This window comes from Streptomyces sp. NPDC026394 (assembly GCF_055567735.1).
Genome location: NZ_JBVHPX010000013.1, coordinates 41,005 through 63,033, shown reverse-complemented (window position 1 = coordinate 63,033; position 22,029 = coordinate 41,005). Strand labels below are relative to the sequence as shown.

Here is a 22,029-nt window from a genome sequence, read left to right as displayed (position 1 = left end):
GTGATCTCTTCCCTCCTCGTCGCCAACCGTGGCGAGATCGCCCGCCGGGTCTTCCGCACCTGCCGGGAACTGGGCATCGCCACGGTGGCCGTGTACTCCGACGCGGACGCCGACGCGCCGCACGTCCGCGAGGCCGACGCCGCCGTACGCCTCCCGGGCAACGCCCCCGCCGACACCTACCTGCGCGGCGACCTGATCGTGAAGGCCGCGCACGCTGCCGGTGCCGACGCCGTCCACCCCGGCTACGGCTTCCTCTCCGAGAACGCCGGCTTTGCCACCGCCGTCGCCGACGCGGGCCTGACCTGGGTCGGTCCGCCGCCCGCCGCCATCGAGGCGATGGCATCCAAGACGCGCGCCAAGGAACTGATGGCGGCGGCCGGGGTGCCGCTGCTCGCCCCCGTCGATCCGGAGCGGGCGACCGCTGCCGACTTGCCGTTGCTGGTCAAGGCGGCGGCTGGTGGTGGTGGGCGCGGCATGCGCGTCGTACGGGAACTCGGCGCGCTGCCGGGGGAGATGGCGGCGGCGCGGGCCGAGGCCGCGGCTGCCTTCGGGGACGGTGAGGTGTTCGCCGAGCCGTACGTCGTCGGGGGCCGGCACGTCGAGGTGCAGGTCCTCGCCGACGCGCACGGTACGGTCTGGACGCTCGGCACGCGGGACTGCTCCCTTCAGCGCCGCCACCAGAAGGTGATCGAGGAGGCTCCCGCTCCCGGCCTCTCCGACGAGCTGCGCGCCACCCTGCACGCGGCGGCCGCCGACGCCGCCCGCACCATCGGATACCGGGGCGCGGGCACCGTCGAGTTCCTCGTCTCCGCTGCCGGCCACGCTCACTTCCTGGAGATGAACACCCGCCTTCAGGTCGAGCATCCGGTCACCGAGGCGGTGTACGGCGTCGATCTCGTCGCGCTCCAGCTACGGGTCGCCGAGGGGGAGGCGTTGCCGGACGCGCCGCCCGCGCCGCGCGGCCACGCCGTCGAGGCCCGGCTGTACGCCGAGGACCCGGCGGCGGACTGGCAGCCGCAGACGGGCACGCTGCACTGTCTCTCCGTGCCCGATGGCGTCCGGCTCGATGCGGGTGTGGACGACGGCGCCGTCATCGGCGTGCACTACGACCCGATGCTCGCCAAGGTCATCGCCTGGGCACCGAGCCGCGCCGAGGCCGTACGGAAGCTGGCGGGCGCGCTGGAGCGGACCCGGGTGCACGGCCCGGTCACCAACCGCGACCTGCTCGTACGGTCCCTGCGGCACCCCGAGTTCGCCACCGCCACGGGCCTGGACACCGGGTTCTACGACCGCAACCTGGGGGGCCTGACGGAGGCCCCGGACGCCACGGCCACCGGCCTGTGCGCGCTGGCCGCCGCCCTCGCCGACGCGCACGGCCGGTCCCGCTTCGGCGGGTTCCGCAACGTACCGTCGCAGCCGCAGACCAGGACGTACGCCTGCGGTGGCAGCGAGCACGAAGTCCGCTACCGGCTGGACCGCGACGGGCTGTGTGCCGAGGACTTCCCGGGCGTACGGCTCCTGTCGGCCGCGTCCGGGCGGGTCGTGCTGGAAGCTGGCGGTTTGCGGCGCGAGTTCGTCGTCTGCCGCTACGGCGACCAGGTCTTCGTGGACTCCGCCGTCGGCTCCCGCGTCCTCGTCGCCCGGCCCCGCTTCCCCGACCCCACCGCCCGTACGGAACCGGGGTCGCTGCTCGCCCCGATGCCCGGCACGGTCGTCCGGGTGGCCGACGGCCTGGCCGAGGGCGACCGCGTCGAAGCCGGGGCGCCGCTGCTCTGGCTGGAGGCGATGAAGATGGAACACAAGATCACCGCACCCGTCTCCGGCACGCTGAGCGCCCTGCGCGTCAAGGCCGGTCAGCAGGTCGAGGTCGGCACGCCGCTGGCCGTCGTCACCGAGTGAGCCACCGGCTCCTCAGCCGGTCCCGAAGCTGGTCCGGAAGCCGTTTCCCAGGCCGGTCCGAGGCCGGCCCCGAGTGACGTCCTCCCCCTCCGAAGGAGCCCCCGTGAGCAACCCCGTGATCGAGACCGAGGAACACCGCGCCCTCCGCGCGTCCGTCGCCGCGCTCGGCAAGCGCTACGGGCGGGAGTACTTCGCCCGTGTCGTCGCCGAGGGCAAACACACCGACGAGCTGTGGACCGAGGCCGCCGAGCTCGGCTACCTGGGCGTGAACCTGCCCGAGGAGTACGGCGGCGGAGGCGGCGGCATCACCGAACTCTCCATCGTGCTGGAGGAGCTGGGCGCGGCCGGCTGCCCGCTGCTGATGCTCGTCGTCTCACCGGCCATCTGCGGCACGGTCATCGCCCGCTTCGGCACCGAGGAGCAGAAGCGGACCTGGCTGCCCGGTCTCGCCGACGGCTCCCGCAAGATGGCCTTCGGCATCACCGAGCCGGACGCCGGCTCCAACTCGCACCGCATCACCACCACCGCCCGCCGCGACCCGGAGACCGGCGGCTGGGTCCTCAACGGACGCAAGGTCTTCATATCGGGTGTGGACATCGCCGACGCCACCCTCGTCGTCGGCCGTACCGAGGACGCCCGCACCGGCAAGCTCAAGGCGTGTCTGTTCATCGTCCCGCGCGACACCCCCGGGTTCGGGCGCAGCCTGATCGCCATGGAGCTGGCGGCTCCGGAGAAGCAGTTCGAGCTGACCCTGGACGACGTCCGGCTGCCCGCGGACGCTCTGGTCGGCGACGAGGACGCGGGACTGCTCCAGCTCTTCGCCGGGCTCAACCCGGAACGCATCATGACCGCCGCGTTCGCGCTCGGCATGGGCCGGTACGCGGTCGAGCGGGCCGTCGACTACGCCCGCACCCGGCAGGTCTGGAAGGAGCCCATCGGCGCCCACCAGGCCGTCGCCCACCCCCTCGCCCAGGTCCACATCGAACTGGAACTGGCCCGCCTGATGATGCGGAAGGCCACCCATCTGTACGACGCGGGCGACGACCTGGGCGCGGGCGAGGCCGCCAACATGGCCAAGTACGCGGCGGCGGAGGCGGCCGTGCGGGCCGTGGACCAGGCGGTGCACACCCTCGGCGGCAACGGCCTGACCCGCGAGTACGGTCTGGCCACGCTGATCACCGCGGCCCGGGTGGCGCGGATCGCGCCGGTCAGCCGGGAGATGATCCTCAACTACGTCTCCCACCAGAGCCTCGGGTTGCCGAAGTCCTACTGAGAGCCTGTCTTCGCACCCCCGTCTGCGCCCCGGCGCCGGGCGCGGCATCGCGGTCGCCGTACTGACAACCGCACCGGCAACCGCGATGCTGCACGCACACGGACAGGCGCCCGCCCGCGACCCGCACCGGCCCGGACGCGCGCCGCTGCTGAGGGGATGGCCATGGTCTTTCACAGTCAGTACGCCGATGTCGCACCCGTGGACCTGCCGATCCACGAAGCGGTACTGGGCCGGTCGGCCGCCGAGCACGCCGCGCTGCCCGCCCTGATCGACGGCCAGGACGGCACCACGGTCAGCTACGCCGAACTCGACGGCGCCACGCGGCGGATCGCCGCCGCGCTGGCCGACGCCGGTGTCCGGCCCGGTGACGTGCTCGCCCTGCACAGCCCGAACACCATCGTCTACCCGGCCGTCTTCTACGCCGCCTCACGGTGCGGCGCGGCCGTCACCACCGTCCACCCCCTGGCCACCTCCGCCGAGTTCGCCCAGCAGCTCCGCGACTCCGGCGCCAACTGGATCGTCACCGTCTCCCCGCTGCTGGAGACGGCCCGCAGCGCCGCCGAACAGGCGGGCGGCATCACCGAGGTGTTCGTCTGCGACGGCGCCGTGGGCCACCGCTCCGTACGCGACATGCTCGCCTCCACCGCGCCCGAACCCGCCGTCCCCGTCGACCCGGCGCGGGACGTGGCCGTCCTGCCGTACTCCTCCGGCACCACCGGGACGCCCAAAGGCGTCATGCTCACCCACCGCTCCATCGCCACCAACCTCGCCCAGCTCGACCGGCTGATCAGCAGCGGCCCGGGCGACCGCGTCCTGGCGGTGCTGCCGTTCTTCCACATCTACGGGCTGACGTCCCTGATGAACGCCCCGCTGCGCAACGGCTCCACCGTCGTCGTGCTGCCCCGCTTCGACCTCGAACACTTCCTGCGCACGATCGAGAAGTACCGGGTCAACGCGGTGTACGTGGCTCCGCCCATCGTCCTGGCCCTGGCCAAGCACCCGTCCGTCACCCAGTACGACCTGTCCTCGCTCGACTACGTCGTCAGCGCGGCCGCCCCGCTGGACGCCCGCCTCGCCGAGACCTGCGCCCGCCGCCTGGGCATCCGCCCCGTCATGCAGGCGTACGGCATGACCGAACTGTCGCCCGGCACCCATGTCGTACCGCTGGACGCCACCGACGCGCCGCCCGGCACCGTCGGCAAGCTGCTGCCCGGCACCGAGATGCGCATCCGCTGCCTGGACGCCGACAAGGACCTCGGCACCGGCGAGAGCGGTGAGATCCTCATCCGCGGACCGCAGGTCATGAAGGGCTACCTCGGCCGTCCCGCGGAGACCGACGCGATGATCGACGCCGACGGCTGGCTGCACACCGGTGACATCGGGCAGGTGGACGCGGACGGCTGGCTGTACGTCGTCGACCGCGTCAAAGAGCTGATCAAGTACAAGGGCTACCAGGTCGCCCCGGCCGACCTCGAAGCGGTGCTGCTCGCCCACGAGGGCATCGCGGACGCCGCGGTGATCGGCGTCACCGACGCGGACGGCAACGAGATCCCCAAGGCGTACGTCGTGCGGCGGCACGGCGAGCAGGGGGCCCGGCTCACCGAGGACGACGTCATCACGTACGTTGCCGGACAGGTCGCCCCGTACAAGAAAGTACGGCGGGTGGAGTTCACGGACACCGTGCCACGCGCCGCCACCGGCAAGATCCTGCGGCGCGAACTGCGCGCCAGGGAAAGGAGTTCCACGGCCTCATGACCGATGCCACGCCGGACGCCTCGCCGGCTGCCGCGCCTTTGGTGCGGCACGCCCATGAGCGGGGCGTCACCACCCTCACCCTCGACTCCCCGCACAACCGCAACGCGCTGTCCCGGCGCCTGGTGACCGAACTCCACGCGGCGCTGGCGGCCGCGGCCGCCAGTGACGACACCCGGGCCGTGCTGCTCACGCACACGGGGACGACGTTCTGCGCGGGTGCCGACCTCGCGGAGGCGACGGAGGAGGCGGCCACCGGAACCGGCGCTTCCGCCTCCGGCCCGCCCGGCCTCGTCCGTCTCCTGCGCACCGTCATCGAACTCCCCAAGCCGGTCGTCGCCAAGGTCACCGGCCATGTACGGGCCGGCGGCCTCGGCCTTCTCGGCGCCTGCGACCTGTCCGTGGCGGGCCCCGGCGCCAGCTTCGCCTTCACCGAGGCTCGCCTCGGTCTCGCGCCCGCCGTCATCTCCATGCCGCTGCTGCCCCGTATGGACCCGCGGGCCGCCGCCCGCTACTACCTCACCGGCGAGCGTTTCGACGCCGCCGAGGCGGCCCGTACCGGCCTGGTGACGCTGGCCGCCGACGACCCGGACGCCGCCCTGGAACCGGTCCTCGCCGGCCTCCGCAAGGGCTCGCCCCAGGGCCTGGCGGCCTCCAAGGCCCTGGTCACCGCGGAGGTGCTGCGCGTCTTCGACCGGGACACGGCGGCGCTCGCCGCCACCTCGGCCCGCCTCTTCGCCTCCGACGAGGCCCGGGAGGGCATGACCGCCTTCCTCCAGCGCAGGGAACCGTCATGGGCACGGTGACGCCCGCGCGCAACCCCAGGGAACCGCAGCAGGAACGCAGCCGCGCCACCCGCCGCGCGCTCCTGGAGGCGGCCGTCTCCTGCCTCGCCGAACGCGGCTGGAGCGGCAGCACGGTCTCCGTCGTCGCGGAGCGGGCGGGCGTCTCGCGGGGGGCCGCCCAGCACCACTTCCGTACTCGGGAGGACCTGTTCACGGCGGCCGTCGAGCACGTCGCGGAGAAGCGCCAGGGGGCTCTCAAGGCCGTCGCGCACGATCTGCCGCCCGCCGGGTCCGCCGCCCGTACCCGCATCGTCGTCGAGGAGATCGTCAACCTCTACACGGGCCCCCTCTTCCGCGCCGCCCTGCACCTGTGGGTGGCCGCCTCCGACGAGGAGCAGCTCCGGGACCGGGTCACCGCTCTGGAGGCCCGCGTCGGCCGTGAGGCGCACCGTACGGCGGTCGGCCTCCTGGACGCGGACGAGTCGGTCGCCGGCGTCCGCGAGACCGTCCAGGGACTCCTCGACATGTCCCGGGGGCTCGGTCTCGCCACGCTCCTCACGGACGACAAGCCGCGCCGGGACCGCGTGGTGACGCAGTGGGCGCGCATTCTGGACACGGTGCTGAACGGGGACGGGCCGCCGTCGGGGGACGGCCGGCCGCCGTCGGGGGATGGTCAGCCGCCCTGGCCGGGCTGATCGTCGGCGTCCGCGTACGCGCCCAGACGGCGGGCCAGCGCGCGGACGAGGTCCCGCAGTTCCGTGGGGCGTTCGATGACGAACGGCCGGTCCAGCGCGGCCAGTACGGGCGGAATCCAGTCCAGCCGCTCGGCCCGGATACGGACGTGGACCCAGCCGGACCCGTCATCGGACCCGTCGCCGGACCCACCGTCCCACCCGCCGGCGGGCCCGGCCTCGGACAGCGCGGCGATCCCGGCCGGGAGCCGGTCGCGGAGGTGCCCGACGGTGGCCCGGACGCGCACCGACACGTCGTGGGTCCACGGCGTACGGGCGAGATGGTCGAGGACGGTCGCCGCCGGATCGAAACCGTCCGGGACGTCGAACGAACCGGTCAGCAGGCGGACCGAGGTGATCCGGTCCAGCCGGAAGATCCGCAACTCCCCGCCGTCCCGTCCTGCCCCGGTCAGGTACCACCGCCCGGAGTGCGCCACGAGCCCGTACGGCAGGACCGTACGGGCGCTGTCGTCGCCCGCGCGGTCGGTGTACGCGAACGCCACCGGCCGCTGCCCGCGTACGGCCTCGGCGAGTTCGAGCAGCACCGCCGCCCGCGGAGGCGCGGCGGGACGGGGACGGTCGGTGAAGTCGGCCGTCTCCAGCAGCGCTTCCAGCCGCCGCCGCAGGGTCACGGGCAGCACCCGCCGCACCTTCGCCGCGGCACTCTCGCCGGCCGCCGCGGAGGCCCCCGAGACGGCTCCCGGCCCGCCGCGCTGCCCGGAGAGGAGACCGAGCAGCACGGCCAGGGCTTCCTCGTCGGTGAGCATCAGCGGGGGCATGCGGTAGCCGGGGGCGAGCCGGTAGCCGCCGTAGCGGCCGCGCACCGCGTCGACGGGGATGTCGAGGTCCAGCAGGTGGGCTACGTAGCGGCGGACGGTGCGCTCGTCGACGCCGAGGCGGGCGGCGAGGTCGGGAACGGTACGGGTGCCGCCGCCCTGAAGGAGCTCCAGCAGGCCGAGCACCCGGGCGGTGGTCGAAGTGGTCACGTTCGCAAGTCTTGCGTCTATACCGGGCGGAAGCTGTCCGGTATTGCTCCTAGCGTGGGCGATGCCCGGCGACGCCCGTCGTTCCGGGCACCTCTCCCTCCCCGCCAGGAAGCAGCACCATGAACTTCGTCTCCCTCCGCGTGATCACCGACGACGTCGCCCGCCTCGTCGCGTTCTACGAGCGCGTCACCGGCGTCCCGGCAGCGTGGGCCACCCCCGAATTCGCCGAACTCGTGACGCCGGCGGGCACGCTGGCGATCGCCGGCAGCCGCACGGTGGCGCTGTTCGGCGAAGGAAGCGCGCGGGCCGCCGCCAACCACACGGTGATCACCGAGTTCCGCGTCGACGACGTCGACGCGGAACACCGGCGTCTGGCGTCCCACGGCTGCACGTTCGTCCAGGAGCCGACGACCATGCCCTGGGGCAACCGCTCGCTGCTCCTCCGGGACCCCGACGGCAACCTGGTCAATCTCTTCACGCCGGTCACCGAGGACGCCGTACGGCGCCAGGAGCGCCCGGCCCGTCACACGGGCAGCGTGTAGCCCTCCACCGACTCCGGCCCGCGCGGGCCGGGGCCGACGTACGTGGCCGACGGCCGGACCAGGCGGCCCGTGCGCTTCTGCTCAAGGATGTGCGCGCTCCAGCCCGCCGTGCGGGCACAGGTGAACATCGACGTGAACATGTGCGCCGGGACCTCCGCGAAGTCCAGCACGATCGCCGCCCAGAACTCCACGTTCGTCGCCAGGACCCGGTCCGGACGCCGGTTGTGCAGCTCCTCCAGGGCGGCCTTCTCCAGCGCCTCCGCCACCTCGAAGCGCGGCGCGCCCAGCTCACGGGCGGTGCGCCGCAGCACCCGGGCCCGCGGGTCCTCGGCCCGGTACACCCGGTGGCCGAAGCCCATCAGCCGCTCGCCGCGGTCCAGCGCCTGCTTCACGTACGCCGTCGCGTCCCCCGTCCGCTCGATCTCCTCGATCATGCCGAGGACCCGGGACGGCGCCCCGCCGTGCAGCGGCCCGGACATCGCGCCGACCGCGCCCGACAGCGCGGCCGCCACGTCGGCGCCGGTCGAGGCGATGACACGGGCCGTGAACGTGGACGCGTTCATGCCGTGCTCGGCCGCCGAGGTCCAGTAGGCGTCGACCGCCGCGACGTGCTTGGGGTCCGGCTCGCCGCGCCAGCGCTTCATGAAGCGCTCGACGATCGTGCCGGCCTTGTCGATCTCCTTCTGCGGCACCATCGGCAGCCCCTGCCCGCGCGCCGACTGCGCGACGTACGACAGCGCCATCACCGCCGCCCGCGCCAGCTCGTCGCGGGCGGTCTCCACGTCGGTGTCCAACAGCGGTTTCAGGCCCCACACCGGCGCGAGCATGGCCAGAGCGGACTGCACGTCCACCCGGATGTCACCCGAGTGGACGGGGATCGGGAACGGTTCGGCCGGCGGCAGCCCCGGGTTGAACGACCCGTCGACCAGCAGCCCCCACACGTTCCCGAAGGAGACCTTGCCGACCAGGTCCTCGATGTCGACGCCCCGGTAGCGCAGCGCGCCGCCCTCCTTGTCCGGTTCGGCGATCTCCGTCTCGAACGCGACGACTCCTTCGAGTCCGGGTACGAAGTCGGACATCAGGCGGCTCCTCAAGATGTGGACGACATGCGGCTCATGACCAAGATGCCGTGCGTGCGAGATCTGTCAGGTCAGGCTGGTCGGGTCGGGCGTTTCGGGTGGTTCGGGCCGGCGGTGCGGTGGACGCCGTCCGGAAGTCCGCCGCGGTGACCGGCCGGCGGACGGCCCCGGCGGGACCACCGGCTCCGCGGGCCGCTCCGGGCGTCGGACGACGGGTCCGGGCGCCGGTCCGGTTACGCGGCCGCCCCTGCGGCTCGCGGTCCGTCCCGGTCACTCCCGTCATGCCCCGCGCGGGCGTTGGTCACCCGACCGGCACCCGTGGCTTCCCGCCCGGAGCACGTCACTTCGATCACTTCAGGGCGGACACGATATCCCGCACCGCCCGTGCGCCACAGTGGCGCGCGGCACGATTTTGGCCGGTCCGGTACGTGCCGGGAAGGGTGAGATCCGGCACACCGGACGATTCGCTTAAGCGAGGGTTACGCCACGTCGACCAAGGGCAGACTTCCCTGCCACCCGGCTGCCCCAACCGGCCCTCATGCTGCAAGATGTGGCCGTGCACTCCGCCGACACGCCCACCCCGGACCCGCTCGATCCCTCCGCCATGCGGGCGCAGTACCGCGCCGAGGGACTCACCGAGGCAGAACTCGCCCCCGGCCCGTACGACCAGTTCGCTCGCTGGTTCAAGGAAGCGGCCACCAGCGGACTGCACGAACCGAACGCGATGATCGTCTCGACCGCCGACGCCGCGGGCCGCCCCAGCTCAAGGACCGTACTGCTCAAGCGGTTCGACGAGCACGGCTTTGTCTTCTTCACCAACTACGGCAGCCGCAAGGGCCGCGACCTGGCGGAGAACCCGCACGTCTCGCTGCTCTTCCCCTGGCACCCGCTGGCCCGGCAGGTCGTCGTGACCGGCACGGCCGCCCGCATCGGCCGCGACGAGACCGCCGCGTACTTCCGTACCCGCCCGCACGGCTCCCAGCTCGGCGCCTGGGCCAGCGACCAGTCCACGCCGGTCGCCTCCCGCGCCGAACTGGAACGCGCCTACGACGATCTGGCGGCCCGCTACCCCGAGGGCGAGCAGGTACCGGCGCCGCCGCACTGGGGCGGCGTACGGGTCGTCGCGGAGACCGTCGAGTTCTGGCAGGGCCGGGAGAACCGCCTGCACGACCGGCTGCGGTACGAGCGCGAGGGCGCGGGGGCGAGCTGGTCGGTCGTACGGCTGGCGCCCTGAGGGGCCGTACGGCTCGCGCCTGAGGGGCGGCGGGTACGGCCTACGTGCCCGCGCGCCGAGAAGCGGCGGGTGCCGCCTACGCGTCCGGGTCCGGAGACGCAGACGACCCGCGGGCTGCTTCCCCCGCGCCTGGGGCGCGAAGGGGCCGGTCGGACGAACCGGCAGCCCGCGGGTCGGGTGACTGCTTGGGATTGGCCGGCTGCACAGCTCTCTCCTGTGCTGGTCCGGCGCTGCACACTGAGTGCGACGACGGGCCGCTAGCCCGCAGCCACCTCACGCGTCCGGTGCGAAATCATCTGCCGAACCACCTCCCTTCTCGTGTGCCTCACACCCTAGGAACCGGTCCGGCGGCCGCACAACCGAATTTCGGCGGCAGGGATTTGAGGGATTTCCCCGAATGGGGTGTGGTCCGCGTCACGTTCCAGTTGAATGATCCGGCGTGCAGCACGTACGGCCGCGTTCGTAGGGGGTGCCAGTGGCTGCTTCGTCTTCGTCGTCCTCCTCCTCGTCCTCATCGTCGTCATCGTCATCGTCATCGTCATCGTCTTCTTCGTCGTCCTCGCCCTCGTCGCGCCGCTTCGCGCCCGTACCGCCCGGCGGGCAGGGCCGGGAAGCGGACCGGGACGGCCCGCCACCGGACGACGCGTGCGCGGACGGGTGCCCCGGAGCGGACCAGGACCCGCAGCCGGACAGCGACGACTCCGGCCTGCTCGCCGCCCTGCTGGACGGGATGGACGCCGCGCTGTGCGCCTTCGGCGCGGACGGCTCGGTCACCCACTGGAACCGCGAGGCGGAACGCATCCTCGGCTGGACGGCGGACGAGGCGGTCGGCCGCCAGGGACTGGCCGGCTGGGCGGTACGCAAGGAGGACGCCGACGAGGTGGAGGCCCGCCTGCTGGCGGCGACCCGCTCACCCGGGCGCCAGGTCCACGAGTTCGCGCTGCTGACCAAGGACGGGCGCCGCGTCCTGGTACGCACCCAGTCCTCCGCGGTGCTCGGGCCCGACGGCCGGGCGGCCGGCGTGTACTGCGCGTTCAGCGAGGTGCACACCCAGATCGACCTGGAACGGTCCATCGCGCTGAGCGAGGCGCTCTTCGTGGACGCCTCCTGGGCCGTGGTGCTGGTCGACGCCGACCTGCGGCCCGCGGTCGTCAACGCGCACGCCGCCCGCGCCCTGGGCATGGGCCGTACGGCCGTGCTCGGACGCCCGCTGGGCGACCTGCTGACCCAGGGCGTGGAGGAACTGGAGAGCGCCCTGACGCACGTCCTCGCCGAAGGCACCCCGCCCGCCGCCGCCGAACTGTGGGTGACCCTCCGGTCCGACGAGGCCGAACAGACCCGCCGGTGCTGGCGCAGCGGCTTCGTACGGCTGGCCTCGCCCCTCACGGAGGAACCCGTACCGCTCGGCGTGGGCTGGCTCTTCCAGGACGTCACGGACGCCAAGCGCACGGAACAGGAGAGCGCCCTGCTGCGCTTCCGCGCCCAGCAGCTGCACCGGGCGGGCCGGGCCGCGGGGGAGTGCGAGGACCCGACGGAGGCGGCGGCGGTCCACCTGGACTTCGCCCTCGCGGGGTTCGCCGACCACGGGCTGGTCGATGTGGTGCGGGGCGGGACCGGCGAGGACGGCGGCGCCGGTGAGGGGAGCGGCACCGGCGTCCCTCCGGAGAGCGCGCCCGCCCTGGTACGGGCCATCGCCTCACCTGCCGGCGCGCCCGGCCCCTCCGAGGCGGTCCCGCCGACCGGGATTCCGGTGGCCTACGGTGCGGGCCACCCGGCCGCGCTGGCGCTGGAACGGTGCGGCTCGGTACGGGCCGGCGCGGGCGCGGCCGTCGCGGAGGGCTGGGCCGCGGCCCGCAAGTGGCCGGACGGCACCGTGCACGGCCTGTGCGTGGTGCTGCGCAGCCGGGGGCGGACGCTGGGCGTGGTGACGTTCCTGCGCGGGCCCTCACGGCGGCCCTTCGACCGCGCGGACGCGGCGTACGCGGAGGACGTCGCCTCCCGGATCGCCGCGGCGCTGGATCTCGAGGGCGAGGTGGCGGGGGGCTGAGGGGTTGGTGGGGCCGGGGGTGCCTGGGGGCTGGTGGGGCCTGAGGGGCCGGCGGGGTCGGTGTTGGGCCGCCGTCCCCGCTTCCGTACCCCGTCCGCTACTGCCGGTAGTAGATCCGGTCCGCGTACTCCCGCATCACCCGGCCGTTCCAGTCGTGGCCGCCGTCCACGTTCCCGGAGCGCAGCAGCGGCGGGTCGATGCCGCGGTCGGCCAGGACGCCCGCGGCCGTCGCGACGACGGCCTGCATGACCGCGCTGGTGACGACCGTCGAGGCCGGGGCGAACGGCGCCTCGATGCCCGGCAGCGTCAACTCCGCGTCGCCCACCGGGATCTTGCTGTCCAGGACGATGTCGCAGTGGTCCCGCAGATATGTGCCGGAGACGTGCCGTGACCTGGTCTCCTCCGCGTACGCCACCGAGGTCAGCCCGATGACCTTCAGGCCCAGCGCCCGCGCGTTCATGGCCATCTCGACCGGCAGCGAGTTGCGGCCGGAGAGCGAGATGACGATCAGCACGTCACCGGCCTCCAGGGGGCTGGTGTCCAGGACAGCCCCGGCCAGTCCGTCCACCCGCTCCAGCGCGCTGCCGAGCGTCGCGGGCCGTACGTCGACGCCGACGACGCCCGGGACGGTGAGCAGGTTCATGAGGGCGAGGCCGCCGGCCCGGTAGACCGTGTCCTGCGCGGGGAGGGAGGAGTGCCCGGCGCCGAAGACGAAGACCCGGCCGCCGGCCTCGACGGTGTCGGCGATGAGCGTCCCGGCGGCGCCGATCCGCTCGTCCTCCTCGTCGCGCACCCGGCGCAGCAGGTCGATCGCGGCGTCGAAGTACTGCCCGGCCAACCGGTTGCTCTCGCCCATCGCCGCGGGGCCCCTCTCGTCGGTACTCATCGGTCTTGTACGTTGGTCCTCGTACGTTTGTCCTACGTTCTGACGCATCCGGCAGTACGAGCCGGCCGGGGTGCCGCGTGCCTGCCCTGGCGGGACGGCCGTGGCGCGGATCACGTTGCGGTCTGGACCAGTGCCCTGTCAATACGGTGTGCGCCACCGCTCGCGACCGGACGGACACCTTCCGGCCGCCGGGACGTCGCCCGGTTGCCGTCCCGCCGCGGGGCGGGTGCCGCCGTACCGGGGCTTCGGGAGGGTCCGGCCGGAGCGGACGCGGATCCGTTGTCAGTGGGATGCGTCAGAATTGAGTTCAGGGCCACCGCACGACACATCAAGGGGCACGCATGTCCGGACTGATCGACACCACGGAGATGTATCTCCGCACCATCCTTGAGCTGGAAGAGGAAGGTGTGGTCCCGATGCGCGCCCGGATCGCCGAGCGGCTCGAACAGAGCGGCCCGACGGTCAGCCAGACCGTGGCGCGCATGGAGCGGGACGGCCTGCTCACGGTCGCGGGCGACCGCCACCTGGAGCTGACCGAGGAGGGCCGCCGGCTGGCGACCCGCGTCATGCGCAAGCACCGGCTCGCCGAGTGCCTGCTCGTCGACATCATCGGACTGGAGTGGGAGCAGGTGCACGCCGAGGCGTGCCGCTGGGAGCACGTGATGAGCGAGGCGGTCGAGCGCCGCGTCCTGGAGCTGCTGCGGCATCCGACGGAGTCGCCGTACGGCAATCCGATCCCGGGTCTGGAGGAGCTGGGCGAGAAGGCCGAGGTCGACCCGTTCCTGGACGCCGGCATGGTGAGCCTGATGGACCTGGAGGCCGGCGCGGACGGCAAGACGGTCGTGGTGCGCCGGATCGGCGAGCCCATCCAGGCCGACGCCCAGCTCATGTACACGCTGCGGCGGGCCGGGGTGCAGCCGGGCGCGGTGGTCAGCGTGACCGAGTCATCCACGGGCGTCCTGGTCGGCAGCAGCGGCGAGGCGGCGGAGCTGGAATCCGAGATCGCCGCGCACGTCTTCGTCGCCAAGCGCTGACCTCCGTCCGCCCCCGCTCCGCCCGCCTGACCTGGCCCGACGGCCGCTCCGGAGTACTGCTCAACCGCTGTACCGACGGACGGAGTTGGCGGAACGCGAGCGGAGCGGCCGGTGGCGTGTCACGCTGGCGCTGAGCGTGTGCGCGAAGGCTTGCCGAGGGTCGCGCGGCGATGCCGTACGGACCCCTGCAGGCGTGCGCGCGCGACGACAGCGGGCTCATGACGTGTGGCGCCGGAGGCCCGGGGCGAGGCGGCTGGACGACGCACTGGGCGCGACCGCGCCTGCCGCCGCGGGCCCGGGTCGGGGAGGGGGCTCGGGTGAGGAGCGCTCCGCCGCGACCCCCGGTTCGGCCCCGGACGGTGCCCCTGGTCTCGAAGTGTCCGGTCTGGGAGCGCCTGACCCCGATGCGCCCGGTCCTGAAACGCCTGACCCCGATGCGCCCGGGCTTGAAGCGCCGGGTCACGATGCGCCCGGGCTTGAAATGCAGGGCTTTGCAGTGCCTGCCCCCGAAGCGCCCGGCCCCGGTGTGTCCGGCCTCGGAGCGCTTGATCGTCAGGTGCGCGAAAAGGTCGATGTGTGCGGCGACTTCGGGAAGTCGCGGGGGTGAAAGCGGCACTCCCGGGTGCTGCCGACCGGCCGGGGGCCGGGCCGCCCGCCGGCGGGCCGCCCGTCGGCGCCGCGGCGGCCGTGGCCCCGTGAACGACCAGGGCCCCGGCGCTGCGAGCAGCCGGGGCCCCGCCTCCCCACGTCCCCCCGCCAAGACCCGGAGCCCCGAGCTCTCAGGGTCTTTCCCCGTGGGCCCCCTTCCCGGTGGGGCCCGCCTCCCGCTACGTGTCTCCCCTCGGCGAGGACCGGCAATCCTTGGGTGTGGTCACCCGAACGAGGGTTATTGGGCGCAGGAACAGCGTATTCGAATAGGGGTTCGATAGTGTGGGGCTGCTCAAGGACCGAATGGGGGTGCCAGGGCTCGTGGTGCGGCGCATCGACGTGACGGGGACCGGCGGCGTCCGGCTCGCCGCCTGGGAGTTCACCGACCCGCCGAAGACCGGCCGGGGCGGGGAGGAGGGGGAGCGCGGCCCCGGTGTGCTGCTCCTCCACGGCCTCATGGGCCGGGCGTCGCACTGGGCCGAGACCGCCCGCTGGCTCGGCTCCCGCTGCCGCGCCGTCGGCCTGGACCAGCGCGGCCACGGCCGCAGCGAGAAGCCCCAGGACGGCCCGTACGACCGCGAGGCGTACATCGCTGACGCCATAGCCGCCATCGAGCAGCTCGGCCTGGCGCCCGCCGTCCTGATCGGCCACTCCATGGGCGCCCTGACGGCCTGGCAGGTGGCCGCCCGCCGGCCCGACCTCGTCAGCGCGCTGGTCGTCTGCGACATGCGGGCCTCCGCCCTGGGCGCGGCCTCGCAGCAGGAGTGGGCGGACTGGTTCGGCTCCTGGCCGGTCCCGTTCGCCACCCTCGCGGACGTACGCAAGTGGTTCGGCGAGGAGGACCCGACCCTGGAGCGGCCCCAGCCGGCCCGCGGCGAGTTCTTCGCCGAGATCATGGCCGAACGCGCGGACGGCTGGCGTCCGGTCTTCTCCCGCCATCAGATGCTCACCGCCCGCGAGACCTGGGTCCACGACGCCCATTGGGAGGACCTCGCACTGGTGCGGTGCCCCACGCTCGTGGTCCGCGGCCTGGACGGCGAACTGGGCCGCGCCGAGGCCCAGGAGATGGTCCGCGTCCTCCCGCACGGCGCCTACGCCGAAATCCCGGACGCCGGGCACTGGCTCCCCTGGGAGGCCCCCGAGGAGTGGCGAGGCGTACTGGGCCCCTTCCTGGAGTCCGTCCTCCCGCCCTGACCCCCCGTCACCGCCCGCGCCGGGTTTCCGTTCCCGCGCCCGTCCCTGCTCCCTCACCCACTCCCGCCCCTGCCGTCCCTCCCGCCCCATTTTCCGTGCCGGGCCCGCCGCGGTCTCGGTAGTGTCGGTGACCATGCGCCTTCTTGTGCTCGGTGGAACGTCCTTCGTGGGCCGCGCGATCGTCGAGGACGCCCTGCGTACCGGAGCCGAGGTGACCCTGTTCGGCCGGGGCCGCACCAACCCCGACCTGTTCCCCGGCCTGCCCCGGCTCATCGGCGACCGTGACACCGGCGACTACGCCGCCCTGCGCGAGGGCGGTTGGGACGCGGTCGTCGACGTCAGCGGTTACGTCCCGCGACACGTCGGACAGGCGATGGACGCCCTGGGTGACCGTGTCGGCCGGTACCTGTTCATCTCCAGCCACGCGGTCTACGAACGTACGGGCGTGGCCCCGGGGAGCGACGAGGACACCCCGCGCCGTCCGCCCGTACGCGACACCGAGGAGCTGAGCGAAGCCACGTACGGCCCGCTCAAAGTGGCCTGCGAGGACGATGTGACCGCCCGGTACGGGCCGCGGGCGACGATCGTACGGCCGGGCAAGGTGGCCGGACCGCACGACTCGATGGACACGTTCACGTACTGGGTACGCCGCGCCGCGCGCGGCGGCCGGGTGGCCCTGCCGGGCGACCCCGCGCAGCCGGTACAGGTCGTCGACTCGCGCGACCTGGCCCGCCTGGTGGTGCGGTTGCTCACCGACGACCGCCCCGGCGCCTTCCACGCGGTGGGCCCGGCCGAGCCGACGACACTCGGCGAACTGATCGAGTCCTGCGCACGGGCGGCGGGCACCGAGATCGACATCGTGCCGGTCCCTCCCGAGGGTGCGCCCCGGATGTTCCCGCTGGTCCGCGCGAGTTGGGCGACCCAGCAGCGCAGCGCGGCGCGCGCCCGGCAGGCGGGCATGCCCGCGACGCCACTGGAGGTGACGGCGGCCGACGTCCTGGCCTGGGACCGTGCCCGGGGCGAGCCCCCGCTCCGCCTCGGCTACACCCCCGAAGAAGAACAAGCCGCCCTCGCCGCCCTGCCCTCGACCCCGGCCCCGCCCGCCACGGCCTGAAGCCGGGGGTACCCCCACATCCGGGGCAGGCGCTGCGCACGCGCGGCACGATGGTGCCCCCGGCGCCACTACCGCGACCTCGTGGACCCGGATGTCAGACCCGGCTCGATCCGGTAGCGCAGCTCTTCGGCCTGCTGCCCGGCGCCTGCCACCGCCTTCATACGCTCCCGCGCATGAACTCCGCGTAGTCGGCCAGGAACGTCCCCTCGCGCGTGCGCAGCGATTCGAGGGGGCGTCACTCCTCTCATCGACGCCAGCGAACGTCAGCGTGACCTTCCGCTTTCCTTCCTCCGGGGTGAGTGCGCACAGGGCGTCGAAGCCCGGACGGTCCCCACGGCGCGGCGAACCCGCGATGCAGCGGGGAACACGTGGCGAGCGGCGACCCACCGTGCTCACACCGGCAGCGCGCTCCAGCGTTGCCTGAGTCGGGGGCGGGTCATCGTGAGGGGTCGAGTTCGCGTTGGACGTGGGCGGTCAGGGAGGTGTCGGTCAGCAGGGAGCCGTAGCCGGTGGCCGACCACAGGCTGTGCTCGTGCGGTACGTCGAAGTACGGGACGGGCCGGCCGGCCCGCTGGTCGGTGAGGGCGTCCGGCTCCCGGCGGGACCGGAGGTCCCGTATGCAGGTCGCGCAGGCGCCCACCTGGAAACGCTCGCCGTCGTCGGACGGGCGCCAGGGTATGCGCCGGGCCGCCGGGCCGTGCAGCGGGTGGAAGAAGCACAAGGGGAGCGGCGCCTTCGACCCGTCGAGGGCTGTGCGGCCCTCGTGGACGAGGGCGAAGACGCCTGCCAGGTCGGGGACTCCACTCGCCCGCTGCAAAAGTGCCTCGGCCGTGGCGCAGGACTCGCGGGCCCGACCCGTGGCCGCCGGGGCAGCCCGGTTGCCCTGCGCGTGCCCGGCCAGACGGGCGACTTCCTCAGCGGCACGCTCCCGTATCCCGGCCTCGTCGGCGCGGTGCACGGCGGCGAAGACCGCCCGGGGGATCGCCAACGGCTGTGCGAGGTCCCGCAGTCGCGAGCGGCGCCGGAGCAGGAGACCGACCGCCGCGACGAGCAGGAGCGGTCCGGCGGCGAGGAAGAGGAAGCGGAGAGGGGAGGCAGCCGTGGTGGTGGGGGAGGACAGGGCTGTGTGGAGGGCCGCTGTCGTGGTCGCGGACGTTCTTCCGGTCAGCCACATGCTTCCCCACCCCCGTTCACCGGCTGCGCCGGTGGCCGCGTCGACGGCCGTGGCGATGTCCGTGTCGACGCGTGTGTCGACGCGGCGATCATTTCGTCGCCGCGTTCCACGACGGTACCGGCCCGGCAAGTGCCGTGGGGAAGCCTGTGGACAACTTCGGACGGGCTGCGCCGACAGCGTCGGCGCAGCCCCGAGTCTCACCCCTTGCTGACCGCGCCCAGGATCTCCGGCAGGCGCCGCGCCACCAGCGGTGCCGCCACCCGCATGCCCAGGAGCGCGATGCCGACCCCGTACGCCGCTCCGACCGGCAGCAGCAGCCACAGCAGGCTGTGCAGGCCCGCCACGTGCAGCCAGATCAGCAGTCCGATCATCGGCGCGGCCAGTACGGCGCTCACCAGCATGCCGCCGAACAGGCTGAACCAGGCGATGGCGCCCTGGCCGGGGGCGACGTTCTTGTTGCTCTCGGCGGGAATCGAGTACGGGAACACCGCCGAGGCCATCGCGCCGGTCGCCACCAGGGCGCCGAGCAGGGCCAGCGACAGTCCGTAGACGTCGAAGAACGCCGACCACGGCCCGAGGAAGGCCGCCGCGCCGATCACGACCAGCGTCACGAACGGCACGCCGACCAGGGCCAGGCCCAGCCCGCGCGCCCGCAGTTCCAGGTAGGCGTCGCGGGGCGTGGAGATCGTCGAGGCGACCATCCAGAACGCCGAGGTGTCCTGCCCGAACTGGTTGTACATCTGCATGCCCAGCAGGGCCGGCGCCGAGAACGCCGTGTAGATGCTGCCGCCGCCCTGGATGGCGGAGATGAACGGGACGAGCAGGCCCACGGCGAACGCCATCGCCCACGACATCTTGGACTTCGGGTCACGCCACGCGTAACGCATCATCCGCAGGACGACGGTGCCCGTACGGCTCTCGGGCAGCAGCCGCTGCAGGCCGCCGCCCGAGGAGCGTTGCTTGCGCGCGCTGTCCTTCTCGACGGCCTGGAGGGTGGAGGAGTCGGGCGAGGTCATCAGCGTGGTCAGGGTGCGCTGCCACCACCACAGCAGCAGGCCGAGCGCCACGGCGGCCAGCGCCAGGCCCAGGACGGCACGCCCGTACGAGCCTTCGCTCGCCGCCTGGACCGCGTCGACGGCCGAGGCGGGCGGCACCCAGCGCAGGATGTCGGAGACGGGTTCCAGTGCGGACAGCCCGGCGCCCGAGCCGAACAGTTTCTGCGTGCCGACGTTCACGCCCTGTGCGCCGATGGCGACGAACAGGCCGCTCAGTACGGCGAGGTCGCGGCCCCGGCGGCTGGTCAGCAGCCGTACGTTGGCGGTGGCCACGGCGCGCGCCAGCGCCACGCACACCAGGACGACCAGGACGACGGCGAGGACACCGACGACCGCGGCGCCCGCAGTGTGCGCCAACATGATCGCCGAGCCGACGGCCACCGCCAGGGTGAAGACCGGGCCGATGCCGACCAGCGACGTGATCAGCAGCGAGACGATGAGCGGCCGGGGCCGCAGCGGCAGCATGACCAGCCGGGTCGGGTCGAGGGTCTCGTCGCCCGAGGGGAAGAACAGCGGCATCGCCGCCCAGCCCAGTGTCAGTACGGCGGCGAGCAGCACGCCGAGCGCGCCCGCGTGGTCGACGCCGCGCAGGGCGATCAGGCCGAGCAGGACACCTGCCGCACACAGCAGGGACATGACCAGCGACGCCACATAGGCGACGGTCCGGCCGGACGACTGGCGCAGGCCGTTGCGCAGCAGGGACAGCTTGAGCCGTACGAAGACCGGCGTCAGCGACGTCGCCGGGGCCGCGTGCGGGGCGCCGGGCGGCGCCCCGGCGGGTGTCGTGGAGGTGGCGGAGGTGCTCATCGGGCGGCCCCGCCGCCCAGCCAGTCCAGGTCCTGTCCGGCCGCGCGGCCGTTGGCACCGACCAGTTCGAGGAAGGCGTCCTGGAGGGACGGCGCGTCGCCGCGCACCTCGGCGGTCGGGCCGTCCGCCCGGATACGCCCGCCCGCCATCACCGCCACCCAGTCGCACAGCGACTCCACCAGCTCCATCACATGGCTGGAGAAGACGACGGTGGCCCCGGAGGAGGTGTAGCGCTCCAGTACGCCGCGGATGGTCTGCGCGGACACCGGGTCGACGCCCTCGAACGGCTCGTCCAGGAAGAGCACCTCCGGATTGTGCAGCAGCGCCGCCGCCAGCCCGATCTTCTTGCGCATACCGGTCGAGTAGTCGACGACGAGCTTGTTCTGCGCGCCGGCCAGGTCCAGTACCTGCAGAAGCTGGTCGGCGCGCTTGTCGACCTCCGCACCGGGCAGCCCCCGCAGCCGCCCGATGTACGCCAGGAGTTCGCGGCCGGACAGCCGCTCGAACAGGCGCAGCCCTTCGGGCAGTACGCCGATACGGGACTTCACCGCGACCGGGTCGTGCCACACGTCGTGGCCACCGATCTCCACCTGCCCGGCGTCCGGGCGCAGCAGGCCGGTCACCATCGAGAGGGTGGTGGTCTTGCCCGCGCCGTTCGGGCCGACCAGGCCGATGAACCGGCCCGCCGGCAGCGTGAGGTCGATCCCCGCCACGGCGATCTGTTCCCCGTACTTCTTCCACAGCCCTTGGATTCGCACGGCGGGCGGAACCGTACCGTCCGCCCGGATGGACGGACCGTCCGGTGGTGTGCGCGCCTTCGCCGTCTGGTCGATGTTCTCCGGTTCGTTGGCCACCGGCCTGCCCTTCGACGTCCCCGCGGGGGCTGGTCGTGCCCCCGTCCGTTCATCACACGATACGTGCGGGTGTGCGACGGGACCGGTACGTCCGAACGGCCGCGTGTGCGGCGTGGAGGGAGGGGCGCGCGGTTCTGTGCAGGGGCGTGCGCGGCGCGACAGGCGCCCGGCGCACACGCGCGGTGCACGGGGGCGGGGCGGCGGAGCGGCGGGTACGGCAGGCGCGCCCCGTACGGTTCCGCCGCTCCGTCCTCACCGTCCGCGTGCCGCCGCGGCCTCCCGCCCGCAGGCGTACGCCAGAGGGCTGATGAGTTCGTCCGCGTCCGGCAGCCACCGGTTGGCGGCGGTGGGCTCACGTACCCACTGCACCGCCCCGTGCGCCCCCACGCGCGTCGGCGGCGCGGCGACGTAGTCGCCCTCGCCCCGTGCGACCAGGTCCAGCGACGCGGGCGGCCAGCCCAGGTGGCGCACCAGGTCGGGCACCTTGACCGCGGCGCCGGGGAGGACGAAGAAGAGCATCCGGCGGCCCGGGGTGCGGGTCACCGGCCCGAGCGGCAGGTCCATCCGCTCCATCCGGGCCAGGGCCAGGCAGCCGGCCGTCTCGGGCACGTCGAGCGCCTCGAACGTACGGCCTGTCGGCAGCAGGATCGAGGCGCGCGGATTCCTGCTCCACAGGCGGCGGGCGGCCGTCGCGCTGCCCGTGGCGTGGCCGGCCCAGCCCGGTACGGCGGGGTGCGCGCCGGGCGCGGCGCAGTCGGCCGCGCCGCACGAGCAGCGCGGCACTTCGCCCTCGTCCTCCAGCCATGCGCCGGGCAAGACGTCCCAATGCCGCTCTTCCGCGTAACGCACCGCAGTTTCGATCAACAGCTCGCCACGCTGCTCGGGGACCTGAGAGGCTCCTGTGACTCCGATGGTGTCTTCCACGTGGTGGACAA

At 73.5% G+C, this 22,029-nt stretch carries 18 protein-coding genes; 11 read left to right on the top strand and 7 right to left on the bottom strand.

Features of this window, described 5'->3' with window-relative positions:
• The 5 genes from ACZ4QV_RS26965 (at nt 1) to ACZ4QV_RS26945 (ending at nt 6,404) form a co-directional block, all read left to right on the top strand.
• Entirely contained in the window at nt 1–1,899 is a 1,899-nt protein-coding gene (locus ACZ4QV_RS26965) for an acetyl/propionyl/methylcrotonyl-CoA carboxylase subunit alpha (protein ID WP_467763519.1), read from the top strand.
• Between the two features lie 103 nt (nt 1,900–2,002).
• A complete protein-coding gene (locus tag ACZ4QV_RS26960; RefSeq protein ID WP_361156920.1) occupies nt 2,003–3,172 on the top strand; it encodes an acyl-CoA dehydrogenase family protein in 1,170 nt (389 codons plus the stop codon).
• A gap of 162 nt (nt 3,173–3,334) precedes the next feature.
• Nucleotides 3,335–4,927 (top strand): 4-coumarate--CoA ligase family protein, encoded by a 1,593-nt coding sequence (locus ACZ4QV_RS26955; protein WP_361585079.1) that lies wholly within the window; start codon nt 3,335–3,337, stop codon nt 4,925–4,927.
• Complete coding sequence (locus ACZ4QV_RS26950) at nt 4,924–5,730, top strand: enoyl-CoA hydratase family protein (RefSeq protein WP_467763518.1); 807 nt, start codon at nt 4,924–4,926, stop codon at nt 5,728–5,730. The genes ACZ4QV_RS26955 and ACZ4QV_RS26950 overlap by 4 nt, the downstream gene beginning before the upstream one ends.
• The gene (locus ACZ4QV_RS26945; protein WP_361156913.1) at nt 5,718–6,404 is read left to right on the top strand and encodes a TetR/AcrR family transcriptional regulator; all 687 of its coding nucleotides are present in this window, start codon (nt 5,718–5,720) and stop codon (nt 6,402–6,404) included. The genes ACZ4QV_RS26950 and ACZ4QV_RS26945 overlap by 13 nt, the downstream gene beginning before the upstream one ends.
• Here the strand turns inward: ACZ4QV_RS26945 and ACZ4QV_RS26940 are convergent.
• On the bottom strand, nt 6,383–7,426 hold the full coding sequence (locus ACZ4QV_RS26940) for a helix-turn-helix transcriptional regulator (RefSeq protein WP_361156911.1): 1,044 nt from the start codon (nt 7,424–7,426) through the stop codon (nt 6,383–6,385). The two genes, ACZ4QV_RS26945 and ACZ4QV_RS26940, sit on opposite strands and share 22 nt — an antisense overlap.
• Before the next feature lie 119 nt (nt 7,427–7,545).
• Here ACZ4QV_RS26940 and ACZ4QV_RS26935 point away from each other — a divergent pair, with 119 nt between their 5' ends.
• Nucleotides 7,546–7,968 (top strand): VOC family protein, encoded by a 423-nt coding sequence (locus ACZ4QV_RS26935; RefSeq protein WP_361156908.1) that lies wholly within the window; start codon nt 7,546–7,548, stop codon nt 7,966–7,968.
• Here the strand turns inward: ACZ4QV_RS26935 and ACZ4QV_RS26930 are convergent.
• The gene (locus tag ACZ4QV_RS26930) at nt 7,950–9,047 is read right to left on the bottom strand and encodes a citrate synthase 2 (RefSeq protein WP_361156906.1); all 1,098 of its coding nucleotides are present in this window, start codon (nt 9,045–9,047) and stop codon (nt 7,950–7,952) included. The genes ACZ4QV_RS26935 and ACZ4QV_RS26930 overlap by 19 nt on opposite strands.
• A 604-nt stretch (nt 9,048–9,651) precedes the next feature.
• Between ACZ4QV_RS26930 and pdxH the strand changes: the two genes are divergently transcribed.
• The gene (pdxH, locus tag ACZ4QV_RS26925) at nt 9,652–10,281 is read left to right on the top strand and encodes a pyridoxamine 5'-phosphate oxidase (RefSeq protein ID WP_467763553.1); all 630 of its coding nucleotides are present in this window, start codon (nt 9,652–9,654) and stop codon (nt 10,279–10,281) included.
• Nucleotides 10,282–10,987: 706 nt separating this feature from the next.
• On the top strand, nt 10,988–12,328 hold the full coding sequence (locus ACZ4QV_RS26920; RefSeq protein WP_467763552.1) for a PAS domain-containing protein: 1,341 nt from the start codon (nt 10,988–10,990) through the stop codon (nt 12,326–12,328).
• A gap of 97 nt (nt 12,329–12,425) precedes the next feature.
• Here the strand turns inward: ACZ4QV_RS26920 and ACZ4QV_RS26915 are convergent, their stop codons facing one another.
• Nucleotides 12,426–13,184, bottom strand: coding sequence for an SIS domain-containing protein (locus tag ACZ4QV_RS26915; protein WP_361157145.1), 759 nt, complete (start codon nt 13,182–13,184; stop codon nt 12,426–12,428).
• A 371-nt stretch (nt 13,185–13,555) separates the two neighbouring features.
• On the opposite strand from ACZ4QV_RS26915, the gene ACZ4QV_RS26910 reads away from it, so the two are divergent.
• The 3 genes from ACZ4QV_RS26910 (at nt 13,556) to ACZ4QV_RS26900 (ending at nt 17,204) form a co-directional block, all read left to right on the top strand.
• Nucleotides 13,556–14,248 carry a metal-dependent transcriptional regulator gene (locus ACZ4QV_RS26910; RefSeq protein ID WP_467763517.1) on the top strand — a complete coding sequence of 231 codons (693 nt, stop codon included), beginning with the start codon at nt 13,556–13,558 and terminating at the stop codon, nt 14,246–14,248.
• Between the two features lie 969 nt (nt 14,249–15,217).
• Nucleotides 15,218–16,090 carry an alpha/beta fold hydrolase gene (locus ACZ4QV_RS26905; RefSeq protein WP_361157143.1) on the top strand — a complete coding sequence of 291 codons (873 nt, stop codon included), beginning with the start codon at nt 15,218–15,220 and terminating at the stop codon, nt 16,088–16,090.
• Nucleotides 16,091–16,223: 133 nt separating this feature from the next.
• The gene (locus ACZ4QV_RS26900) at nt 16,224–17,204 is read left to right on the top strand and encodes an NAD-dependent epimerase/dehydratase family protein (protein WP_467763516.1); all 981 of its coding nucleotides are present in this window, start codon (nt 16,224–16,226) and stop codon (nt 17,202–17,204) included.
• 436 nt (nt 17,205–17,640) lie between these two features.
• Here ACZ4QV_RS26900 and ACZ4QV_RS26895 read toward each other — a convergent pair whose 3' ends face one another.
• From ACZ4QV_RS26895 to ACZ4QV_RS26880, 4 genes are all read right to left on the bottom strand, one after another.
• Nucleotides 17,641–18,378, bottom strand: coding sequence for a hypothetical protein (locus ACZ4QV_RS26895; RefSeq protein ID WP_467763515.1), 738 nt, complete (start codon nt 18,376–18,378; stop codon nt 17,641–17,643).
• A 197-nt stretch (nt 18,379–18,575) separates the two neighbouring features.
• Nucleotides 18,576–20,240, bottom strand: a complete 1,665-nt coding sequence (locus ACZ4QV_RS26890; RefSeq protein ID WP_361156894.1) for a transporter — start codon at nt 20,238–20,240, stop codon at nt 18,576–18,578.
• Nucleotides 20,237–21,028, bottom strand: coding sequence for an ABC transporter ATP-binding protein (locus ACZ4QV_RS26885; protein ID WP_361157140.1), 792 nt, complete (start codon nt 21,026–21,028; stop codon nt 20,237–20,239). The genes ACZ4QV_RS26890 and ACZ4QV_RS26885 overlap by 4 nt, the downstream gene beginning before the upstream one ends.
• A 318-nt stretch (nt 21,029–21,346) precedes the next feature.
• Nucleotides 21,347–22,018 carry a bifunctional DNA primase/polymerase gene (locus ACZ4QV_RS26880; protein ID WP_031001746.1) on the bottom strand — a complete coding sequence of 224 codons (672 nt, stop codon included), beginning with the start codon at nt 22,016–22,018 and terminating at the stop codon, nt 21,347–21,349.
• Between the last annotated feature and the right edge of the window lie 11 nt (nt 22,019–22,029).